Consider the following 9,844-nt stretch of genomic DNA (forward strand, 5'->3'; position numbering starts at 1 on the left):
CCGTCCGGCGCGCGCCCCGGCGCACCGACCCCCGGTCCGCGCCCCGCGGCGCCGAAGCCGGCGCCCGCCGCGCGCGAGCAGCGTGACGGCCGAGAGGGCCGCGACGGCCGCGACAGCCGCGACGGCAAGGGTGGCCGTTCGCCGCGCCCCGGCAACAACCCGTTCGCCTCGAGCCAGGGCATGCCCCGCCAGGGGCAGCGCCCCGGTGGCGGTGCCCCGCGCCCGGGCAACAACCCGTTCGCGTCGAGCCAGGGCATGCCGCGCCCCGGCCAGCGCCCGGACCGCGGCGAGGCCGCGCCCGAGCGTTCGGGCGAGCGTCCTGGCGGTCCCCGTCCGGGCGGTCCCCGCCCCGGCGGCCCGCGTCCGGCGGCGCCCCGCCCCGGCGGCGGCGCGCGTCCGAACCCGGGCATGATGCCGGGCCGTACCTCCATGCCGCGTCCGGGCGAGCGCCCGGCGCCCTCGGGCGGCGGTCGTGGCGGCGGTCGTGGCGGCGGCCCCGGCGGCAACGCCGGTGGTGGCGGCGGTTTCCGTCCGGGTGGTGGCGGCGGTTTCGCCGGCCGTCCCGGCGGTCGCGGCGGTGCCGGGCGTGGCTCCACGCAGGGTGCGTTCGGTCGCGCCGGCGGGCGCCCCGTGCGCGGGCGGAAGTCGAAGCGCGCGAAGCGCCAGGAGTTCGAGCAGATGCAGGCGCCGTCGCTCGGCGGCGTGCAGGTCCCTCGCGGCAACGGCTCGACCGTCGTCCGCCTGCGGCACGGCTCGTCCCTGAACGACTTCGCCGACAAGATCGACGCCAACCCCGCCAGCCTGGTCACGGTGCTGTTCCACCTCGGTGAGATGGCGACCGCGACGCAGTCGCTGGACGAGGACACGTTCGGCACCCTGGCGTCCGAGCTCGGCTACGTCATCGAGATGGTGTCGGCCGAGGAGGAGGACCGCGAGCTGCTCGGGTCCTTCGACATCGACCTGGAGGCCGAGGAGGCCGACGAGTCGGACGAGGACCTCATGGCGCGTCCGCCCGTCGTCACCGTCATGGGTCACGTCGACCACGGCAAGACGCGTCTTCTCGACGCGATCCGCCAGACCGACGTCGTCTCGGGCGAGGCCGGCGGCATCACCCAGCACATCGGCGCCTACCAGGTGCGTCGTGAGCACGAGGGCATCGACCGCCCGATCACCTTCATCGACACCCCGGGTCACGAGGCGTTCACCGCCATGCGTGCCCGTGGTGCCCAGGTGACGGACATCGCGATCCTCGTGGTCGCCGCCGACGACGGCGTCATGCCGCAGACGGTGGAGGCGCTCAACCACGCCCAGGCGGCGAACGTGCCGATCGTGGTCGCGGTGAACAAGGTGGACAAGGAGGGGGCCAACCCCGACAAGATCCGCCAGCAGCTCACCGAGTACAACCTGGTGGCCGAGGAGTACGGCGGCGACACGATGTTCGTCGACGTCTCCGCCAAGCAGAACCAGGGCATCGACCAGCTCCTCGAGGCCGTCCTGCTCACCGCGGACGCCTCGCTGGACCTCCGGGCGAACCCGGACAAGGACGCCCGAGGCGTGGCCATCGAGGCCAACCTCGACAAGGGCCGCGGCGCCGTCGCGACCGTCCTCGTCCAGTCGGGCACCCTGCAGGTCGGTGACGCGATCGTCGCGGGCACGGCCCACGGCCGCGTGCGCGCCATGTTCGACGAGCACGGCAACGCCGTGACCGAGGCAGGCCCGGCGCGTCCGGTGCTCGTGCTCGGCCTCGCGTCCGTGCCGAGCGCCGGCGACACCTTCCTGGTGGCGCCGGACGAGCGCACCGCGCGTCAGATCGCCGAGAAGCGCGAGGCCGCCGAGCGTGCGGCCCTCCTCGCCAAGCGCCGCAAGCGCATCAGCCTGGAGGACTTCACCAAGGCGCTCGAGCAGGGCAAGGTCGAGACCCTCAACCTGGTCCTCAAGGGCGACGTCTCGGGTGCCGTCGAGGCGCTGGAGGACGCGCTGCTCAAGATCGACGTCGGCGACGAGGTCGAGCTGCGCGTCATCCACCGCGGTGTCGGTGCGATCACGCAGAACGACGTCAACCTGGCCACGGTCGACAACGCGATCATCATCGGCTTCAACGTGAAGTTCGGTGAGCGTGTCGAGGACCTCGCGGACCGCGAGGGCGTCGAGGTCAAGTTCTACTCGGTCATCTACCAGGCGATCGAGGACGTCGAGGCAGCGCTCAAGGGCATGCTCAAGCCGGAGTACGAGGAGGCCCAGCTGGGCACCGCGGAGATCCGCCAGGTCTTCCGTTCCTCGAAGTTCGGCAACATCGCGGGCTCGATCATCCGGTCGGGCACCATCCGTCGCAACACCAAGGCGCGCGTCCTGCGTGGCGGCAAGATCGTCGGGGACGACCTCACGATCGAGTCGCTGCGTCGCGAGAAGGACGACGTCACCGAGGTCCGCGAGGGCTTCGAGTGCGGTATCGGCCTCGGGTCGTTCAACGACATCACCGAGGGTGACATCATCGAGACCTTCGAGATGCGCGAGAAGCCGCGCGCCTGATCGTCGCGCCGCAAGGTACAGCCCGACGGCGCCTCGCCCCACCCAGCCTCGACACGAGCACGGGCGGGGCGGGGCGCCGTCGGCGTCGAGAAAGAGAGACACACGCATGCCTGGTCAGAAGGCCGACAGGCCGGAGAACCCGCGCGCCCGCAAGCTGGCGGACCGCATCAAGGAGATCGTCGCGCAGCTGCTCGACACCCGGATCAAGGACCCGCGCCTCGGGTTCGTCACCGTGACCGACGTGCGCGTCACGGGCGACCTGCAGAACGCCTCGGTGTTCTACACGGTGCTCGGCACCGACGAGGAGCGCACCGGCACCGCCGCGGCGCTGGAGAGCGCCAAGGGTGTGATCCGCTCGGAGGTGGGCAAGCAGACCGGCGTCCGGCTCACGCCGACGATCGAGTTCTTCCTGGACTCGATGCCGGAGAACGCCGCGCACCTGGACGCCGCCCTCCTGGAGGCGCGCCGGCGCGACGCCGAGCTAGCGGCGCTGCGCGAGGGCAAGGGGTTCGCCGGCGAGTCCGACCCGTACCGCAAGCCGCACGAGGACGACGAGGACGCCGAGTCCTGACCTGCCGGCGCCGTGGGCCAGGATGGGGTCATGACCGTGCACGGTGAGGACCCTGACCTGGCCCGCGACGTCGACCGGGCCTGCCGGCTCACCGGGACGTTCACCCTGCGCAGCGGGCAGATGGCGTCCGAGTACTTCGACAAGTATCTGTTCGAGTCGGACCCGGCGCTGCTCGCCCGCGTAGCGGCGCAGCTGATGCCCCTGGTGCCCGCGGACACGGACCTGCTCGGAGGGCTGGAGCTCGGCGGGGTGCCCCTCGTGACCGTCCTCAGCTCCCTGACCGGCCACCCTGCGCTGTTCGTGCGCAAGGAGGCCAAGCGCTACGGCACGGCGAAGCTCGCGGAGGGGCCGGCGGTCGCCGGCCGCCGCGTGACGCTCGTCGAGGACGTCGTGACGACGGGCGGCGCGGTCCGCGACGCGACGCTGGCCCTGCGCGCCGAGGGAGCCGTCGTCGAGACGGTGGTGTGCGCGATCGACCGTAGCCCGGCCGGGACCTCGCCGCTGGCGGACCTGGGCGTCGAGCTGCGTGCGGTCCTCACCAAGAGCCGTCTCGACGCCGCCCGCGCCTGACCCACGACCACCACGGAGACCCGATGACCGCGACCGAGCGCCCCGCGCCGCCGCCCCGCCGCCCGACCGCGCCCGACGGGTTCCTCGTCGTCGACAAGCCTGCCGGCTGGACGAGCCACGACGTGGTCGGGAGGTGCCGCCGCCTGGCGGGCACGCGCAAGGTCGGCCACGCCGGCACGCTGGACCCGATGGCGACGGGCGTGCTCGTCGTCGGGGTAGGACGTGCCACGAAGCTGCTCACCTACGTGGTGGGGGCCGACAAGGCCTACGACGCCACGATCCGGCTCGGGGTCGCGACCACGACGGACGACGCCGAGGGCGAGGTCGTCGCGGCAGCGGGGGTCGGCTCGGGCGTGCCTGAGGACGACCTGTCGCGGGAGGTCGCGGCCCTGACCGGCGACATCCGCCAGGTACCCACCACGGTGAGCGCCATCAAGGTCGACGGGAAGCGCGCCTACGCGCGCGCCCGGGCGGGGGAGGACGTGGTCCTCGACGCACGGCCGGTCACGGTGAGCCGCTTCGAGGTGCTCGGCTCCCGCGCGACGACGACGGACGACGGTGTCGCGGTCCTCGACGTCGACGTCACCGTCGTCGTGTCCTCGGGGACGTACGTGCGCGCGCTGGCACGCGACCTCGGCGCGGCCCTCGGCACGGGTGGGCACCTCACCGCCCTGCGCCGTACCCGGGTGGGCGGGTACGCGCTGTCGGGCGCCAGCACGCTGGAGGAGCTGGAGGCGCAGGCGGACTCCGACGGCGTCCTCGCGACGCTGCCGCTCGCGGACGCGGCCCGTGCCACCTTCCCCGTGCGCGACCTCGGCGCCGACGAGGCGCGCGCCCTCGGGTATGGGCAGTGGGTGGCGCCCACCGGCGTGCGGGGCACCGTGGCAGCGATCGGGCCGGACGGCGCGCTCGTCGCGCTCCTGGAGGACACGCGGCGCCGGGGCGAGGACCTGGCGAAGCCCGTCCTGGTCCTCGCCCCGGCGGGGGGCTGACGAGAGGACGTCAGCCCTGCAGGACGGGCGCGCCGTGGCGGGCGGCGCGCTCCAGCTCCTCGTCGCGGGCGGCCTCGGCGTCCGGCTCGACGCCGCCGGCGGTGCGCAGGTGCCCTGCGAGCGACAGCGCGACACCGGCCGCCACCCACAGCCCGAGGGCGAGCCATGCCTGCGCGACGTCCGCGGACGGGAAGTAGGAGAGGTCGCGCAGCAGGGTGGCGCCGGCGCCGGGCGGGAACCACTGGCCGATCGACCCCCAGTGCCACGGGAGGAACTCGGGCGGCATGGTGGCGCCGGAGATCGGGTTCGCGATCAGCATCATCGTGACGGCGCCGACCGCGATCCCCGCCCGCCCCAGCAGGGCCACGAACCCGGTGATCGGCGCGGCCACGGCCGCCAGCGCCAGTGCGCCGGCGCCGGCGTTGGCCCACCAGTCGCCCTGCAGCGCACCGAACCACGACTGTAGGATCATGACGAGGACGACGCCGCCCACGACGGCGTACACGGCCACCGCGAGCACGCGGCGCATCGCGCCCACGACGAGGAGCGAGATGCCGACACCGCCGGCGATCCCGCCGAGCACGAGCGGGAAGAGCGCTGCGGCGAGCCCGGTGCCGCGCGGGTCGTCGGGGGACAGGGGCACGACGTCGGTCACCGTGACCGTGGGCACGACGGACGGGTCCGCCCCGCTCGCGACCGCCTGCTGGGTCAGCCCGGCCTGCAGCCGGCTCGCGGCCGCGGTGAGGAGCTGGTTCGTCACGGGGCTCGCGGCCGAGGCGGTGAGCACCTCGGGCGCGTCGCCGAGCACGATCGCGCCGTAGGCGTCGCGGGACTCGACGGCGGCCACCGCGGCGTCGCGGTCGCCCACCGGCAGCAGGTCGACGACGCCGGGCTGCGTCTCCTCGAAGGTGGCGCCGAGCGCGGCGACTGCCTGCTCCGGTCCGGCGACGGCGACGGGGACGTCCTTCGGCTCGGCCGTGACGGCCGGCCAGGAGAAGGCGAGGACGAGCACGCCGACGACGGCGGCGACACCGAGAGCGAGGCCCAGGACGCGGCCCCACGGGGTGTGGGGCGTGGGCCGAGGTGCGGCGGCGCGGGGCGCGGTGGCAGGGGCGGTGGTGGGCGGCATGAGGCCTCCAGGGCGTAGAGTCATAAAAAACGAATGTTCGTTCTTTATAGAGAGACTGCGCCCTGGTCCCTAGACTTGTCAACCGTCCGCCGTCGTCCTGAGGAAGGGGTCCGATGCCGCGAGTGACCGAGGCGCACCGGGACGCGCGCCGCGCGCAGATCCGCGCCGCCGCCCTGCGCGCTTTCACGGCCAAGGGCTACCAGCGGGCGTCCATCTCGGACGTCGTCGCCGAGTCGGGTCTGTCCGCCGGCGCGATCTACGGTCACTACGAGGGCAAGCGCGCGCTGTTCGCCGCCGTCGCGGAGGAGGTGCTGTCCCGCCGCGGCACCGAGCTCGAGGCCGCCGCTCGCGACGGGGTCCCGCCGTCGCCCGTCGAGGTGCTGACCCTCCTGATGGGCGGCATGACGCGCGACATCCAGGACAACCGCGTGATCGTGCAGCTCTGGGCGGAGTCGACGGTGGACGACATGATCCACGACGTCGTCCAGGAGGTCGTCTCGGCGATCCAGGGTGTCCTCCACGGCGCGCTGCGCGCGTGGTACGCCACCCGCCCGGACCTGTGCGCGGGCGACCCGGACGCCGCGGCCGAGCTGCTGCTGCCCGTGATGCTGGGCCTGGCGCAGGGCTACCTCGTGCAGCGCGCCATGCTCGACGACTTCGACCCCGACCGGTACCTCCGGTCCGCCGCGGCCGTGCTGCCGCGCTGAGCCCGGGTGGGTCCGTCCGTGCGGGTGGTGTCGGTCTATCCTTGACGGTCGGCACCCGGAGCGGGTGCCGACGGCCGACCATCGACGAGACGGAGCGCGACGCGTGCAGGTGTTCACGGGCCTGGACCAGGTCCCCGACGGGTTCGGCCCGTCGGTCGTCACGATCGGCAACTTCGACGGCGTCCATCGCGGCCACCAGGCCGTCCTGGGTCGTCTGGTCGACCTCGCCCGCGCCGACGGCCGTCTCGCCGTGGCGCTCACCTTCGACCCGCACCCCGCCCGGGTGCACCGCCCGGACACCGCCCCCGAGCTGCTGACCGGCCTGCACGACCGTCTCGACCTGCTGAGCCGCACGGGTGTGGACGCCGTCCTCGTGGTGCCCTACACCCTCGATCTCGCCGCGCTCACGCCCGAGGAGTTCGTCACCCGGTACCTCACCGGCGGGCTGGGCGCGCGCAGCGTCGTCGTGGGCCACGACGTGCGCTTCGGCAAGGGCAACGTCGGCACGCTGGCCACGATGGTGGAGCTCGGCGGCACGCACGGCTTCGAGGTCGTCGCCGTCGACGACGTCGGCGAGTGCGCGCCGGGCGCCCGAGGCGCGCGCGAGCGCTGGTCGTCGTCGGCGGCGCGCGCGCTGCTGGCCGAGGGCGACGTGGCCCAGGCGGCCGAGGTGCTGGGCCGGCCGCACCGCGTGCGCGGCACGGTCGTGCACGGCGACGCCCGCGGGCGCGAGCTCGGCTTCCCGACGGCGAATCTCGGCCACGCCGAGGGCATGGTGCCCGCGGACGGCGTGTACGCCGGGCGGCTCCTGCGACCCCAGCTCGCCGCCGCCGTGCCGCCCGACCCGGACGCCGACCTGCCCGCCGCGATCTCCGTGGGCACCAACCCGACCTTCGACGGCGTCGAGCGGCGCGTCGAGGCGTACGTCCTCGACCGCGACGACCTGGACCTGTACGGCGAGACCGTGGTGCTCGAGCTCGTCGAACGGCTGCGCCCGACGCTCCGCTTCGAGGGGATCGAGCCGCTCGTCGAGCAGATGCACGCCGACGTCGAGCGGGCGCGCGAGATCCTGGGCTGACGTCGGGACGGCGACTGGGCACGGGGGAGCGGGTGAAAGCGCGCGCGGTCGGTCACGGGCCCCGACGTGGGCCCTCCCTCCTGGCGTGACGGACCGGGCGACGCCCGGCCGTGGGCCAGGGGGCGACCTCACGGCCCCGTCGCGGCGTGGGTACCGCCCTCCCCAGCTCCATGGTGGTGCCTGCGTCGCAGCACGGCTCCGGGCCGCCTCCCTCGGCGGCCCGGGGCGTGCCCCTGCGCCGGGCCAGCGCGCGCCCGGAGCCCGCGTCTCCCGGAAGGGGCAGAGCCATGGTGGCTCAGCCGACCATCGAGCAGGAAGCGCCCGAGCCCGGGCGTGACGTCCATGCGGACCCCGTCGGCCGCACCGTGCGCAGCGTGCGCCACGGCGGCCAGGTCCGACCACACCCCCGGCCGCGTCCGCGGCCGGACGCCGACCCGGGGTCGTCGCCGGCGCCGCTGCTGCACGAGACGGAGCTCGCGGTGCTGCGGGACATCGTGGAGGAGCGGTTCGAGGCGACGACCTCGTTCGACTACCTCTTCCGTGACCTGCGTGGGCACTTCCCCGCGGCGCACCTGCCGGTCACCTCTGGCGGCACCCCGCCGGACGGCCCGATCAGGAACGCCACGGTGGACACGGTCGTCGCGGCCCTGAAGAAGCTCGGCGCGGGGATGATCGAGCCGCCCGGGCCGCCGAACCCGGCGTTGGACTCCACGATCCCGGCGGTCTACACGTACTGGGGCCAGTTCATCGACCACGACATCACCCTCAACACGAACGGACCGGACGAGCGGCCCGCGCCGGGGGAGCGGCCCCGGCCCGGCGACCTCGTGCTGGGGGACATCGTCGCCGAGCCCTTCACGGCGTTCCCGCCCGAGGTGGTGGTCCGCAGCCTGCACAACGGGCGGCACCCCTTCCTCAACCTCGACAGCCTGTACGGCAGCGGCCCGCGGTTCCCCGGCGAGCCGGGCCGGCGGACCACGCGCAGCGAGGCCGCCTACGCCACGACCGACCCGGCCAAGCTCGCGCTCGGACGGGTGGCGACCGCGGCGATCCCCGGCTTCGCGCTCGTCCCCCCGGGCGACGACCCGCAGCGGGACCTGCCGCGGTTCTCGTCCGCGGAGGTCGCGGCGCTCACCGTCCCGCCGGCGGACCGGCCTGCGCCCGGCTCCGCGAAGATCCCGGACGGCCGCAACGACGAGAACCTCGTCGTCGCCCAGCTCCACCTGGGGTTCATCCGGTTCCACAACGCGGTCGTCGACTGGGTCCGCCGCACCGAGCCGTGGCTCACCGTCGACGAGCGGGCCGTCTTCGACCGGGCGCAGCGGCTCACCCAGCACCACTACCAGTGGCTCGTCGTCCACGACTACCTGCGCACCCTCACCAAGCCGGGGGTGCTCGACGAGGTCCTCGTGGAGCCGTCGCTGCTGTTCCGGCCCCGGCGCAAGGTCGCAATGCCCCTGGAGTTCGCCGTCGCGGCGTTCCGCTTCGGGCACTCGATGGTGCGCAACGGCTACGACTTCAACCTCAACTTCGGCAAGGTGGTGCCGGCGGCGGCGCCTCCCCGGGCCGCGTTCGGGAGCCTCGTGCAGCTGTTCGAGTTCACCGGGGGAGGCGGCCTGGTCCCGACCGGTGCGCCGCGCGGCGAGGTCCTGCCGTCGAACTGGCCGATCGACTGGGCGCGGTTCGTCGACAAGGGGGACCCCGACCGGCGGCGCTCGGCGGCGAAGATCGACCCGTTCCTGGCCGCCGGGCTGTCCACCATGCTCAAGGAGGGCAACGACCCGGGCCTGCCGCCCGGCGTCAGCGCGCTGCTCAAGCAGCTCGCGCAGCGCAACCTGCTGCGCGGGTACTGGTTGTCGCTGCCGACGGGCGAGGCGGTGGCGCGAGCCCTGCACGTCCCGCCGCTCACGCCCGAGCAGCTCACGCGCGGCGCCTCCCAGGGGGTCAAGGACGCGCTGGCGGAGCTCGACGGCACGCCCCTGTGGTACTACGTCCTCAAGGAGGCGGAGATCCAGGGGAACGGCAACTTCCTGGGCGACGTCGGCAGCCGCATCCTGTGCGAGACCTTCGTCTACCTGCTGAAGGCGGACCCGGACTCGTTCCTCAGCACCGGGTGGAACCCGTCGCAGGGCGTGCGCATCGACGGCGGGAGGATGATCACGACGATCGGCGACCTGCTCCGTTTCGCGGGAGTCCTGACCCTCGACGACGGCACCACGTTCCGTCAGGTCGACGGGCGTCCGGCGGGGCACGACGGCGACTGAGCCC

At 74.1% G+C, this 9,844-nt stretch carries 8 protein-coding genes; 7 read left to right on the top strand and 1 reads right to left on the bottom strand.

The window, feature by feature from the left end:
• The 4 genes from infB to truB form a co-directional block, all read left to right on the top strand.
• The coding region (gene infB / locus ACFT55_RS15930) for a translation initiation factor IF-2 (RefSeq protein ID WP_380244817.1) at positions 1–2,529 on the top strand (2,529 nt) is incomplete at its 5' end.
• Between the two features lie 106 nt (positions 2,530–2,635).
• Positions 2,636–3,100, top strand: a complete 465-nt coding sequence (rbfA, locus tag ACFT55_RS15935) for a 30S ribosome-binding factor RbfA (protein WP_380244818.1) — start codon at positions 2,636–2,638, stop codon at positions 3,098–3,100.
• Positions 3,101–3,130: 30 nt separating this feature from the next.
• Positions 3,131–3,670 (top strand): orotate phosphoribosyltransferase, encoded by a 540-nt coding sequence (gene pyrE / locus ACFT55_RS15940; RefSeq protein WP_380244819.1) that lies wholly within the window; start codon positions 3,131–3,133, stop codon positions 3,668–3,670.
• Positions 3,671–3,693: 23 nt separating this feature from the next.
• On the top strand, positions 3,694–4,662 hold the full coding sequence (gene truB / locus ACFT55_RS15945) for a tRNA pseudouridine(55) synthase TruB (protein WP_380244820.1): 969 nt from the start codon (positions 3,694–3,696) through the stop codon (positions 4,660–4,662).
• A gap of 10 nt (positions 4,663–4,672) precedes the next feature.
• Here the strand turns inward: truB and ACFT55_RS15950 are convergent, their stop codons facing one another.
• Complete coding sequence (locus tag ACFT55_RS15950) at positions 4,673–5,791, bottom strand: hypothetical protein (protein WP_380244821.1); 1,119 nt, start codon at positions 5,789–5,791, stop codon at positions 4,673–4,675.
• Positions 5,792–5,904: 113 nt separating this feature from the next.
• Between ACFT55_RS15950 and ACFT55_RS15955 the strand changes: the two genes are divergently transcribed.
• The 3 genes from ACFT55_RS15955 (at position 5,905) to ACFT55_RS15965 (ending at position 9,840) form a co-directional block, all read left to right on the top strand.
• Entirely contained in the window at positions 5,905–6,498 is a 594-nt protein-coding gene (locus tag ACFT55_RS15955) for a TetR/AcrR family transcriptional regulator (protein WP_380244822.1), read from the top strand.
• A 103-nt stretch (positions 6,499–6,601) separates the two neighbouring features.
• On the top strand, positions 6,602–7,576 hold the full coding sequence (locus ACFT55_RS15960; RefSeq protein ID WP_380244823.1) for a bifunctional riboflavin kinase/FAD synthetase: 975 nt from the start codon (positions 6,602–6,604) through the stop codon (positions 7,574–7,576).
• Between the two features lie 287 nt (positions 7,577–7,863).
• Positions 7,864–9,840 carry a heme peroxidase family protein gene (locus tag ACFT55_RS15965; protein ID WP_380244824.1) on the top strand — a complete coding sequence of 659 codons (1,977 nt, stop codon included), beginning with the start codon at positions 7,864–7,866 and terminating at the stop codon, positions 9,838–9,840.
• Positions 9,841–9,844: the final 4 nt, after the last annotated feature.

It is taken from the genome of Isoptericola sp. NPDC057191 (assembly GCF_042670225.1).
In the GTDB taxonomy this organism is placed as follows: domain Bacteria; phylum Actinomycetota; class Actinomycetes; order Actinomycetales; family Cellulomonadaceae; genus Isoptericola.

Coding starts and splice junctions, on each gene's coding strand:
- rbfA (WP_380244818.1), top strand. CDS start 2,636: ATGCCTGGTCAGAAGGCCGACAGGCCGGAGAACCCGCGCGCCCGCAAG.
- pyrE (WP_380244819.1), top strand. CDS start 3,131: ATGACCGTGCACGGTGAGGACCCTGACCTGGCCCGCGACGTCGACCGG.
- truB (WP_380244820.1), top strand. CDS start 3,694: ATGACCGCGACCGAGCGCCCCGCGCCGCCGCCCCGCCGCCCGACCGCG.
- ACFT55_RS15950 (WP_380244821.1), bottom strand. CDS start 5,791: ATGCCGCCCACCACCGCCCCTGCCACCGCGCCCCGCGCCGCCGCACCT.
- ACFT55_RS15955 (WP_380244822.1), top strand. CDS start 5,905: ATGCCGCGAGTGACCGAGGCGCACCGGGACGCGCGCCGCGCGCAGATC.
- ACFT55_RS15965 (WP_380244824.1), top strand. CDS start 7,864: ATGGTGGCTCAGCCGACCATCGAGCAGGAAGCGCCCGAGCCCGGGCGT.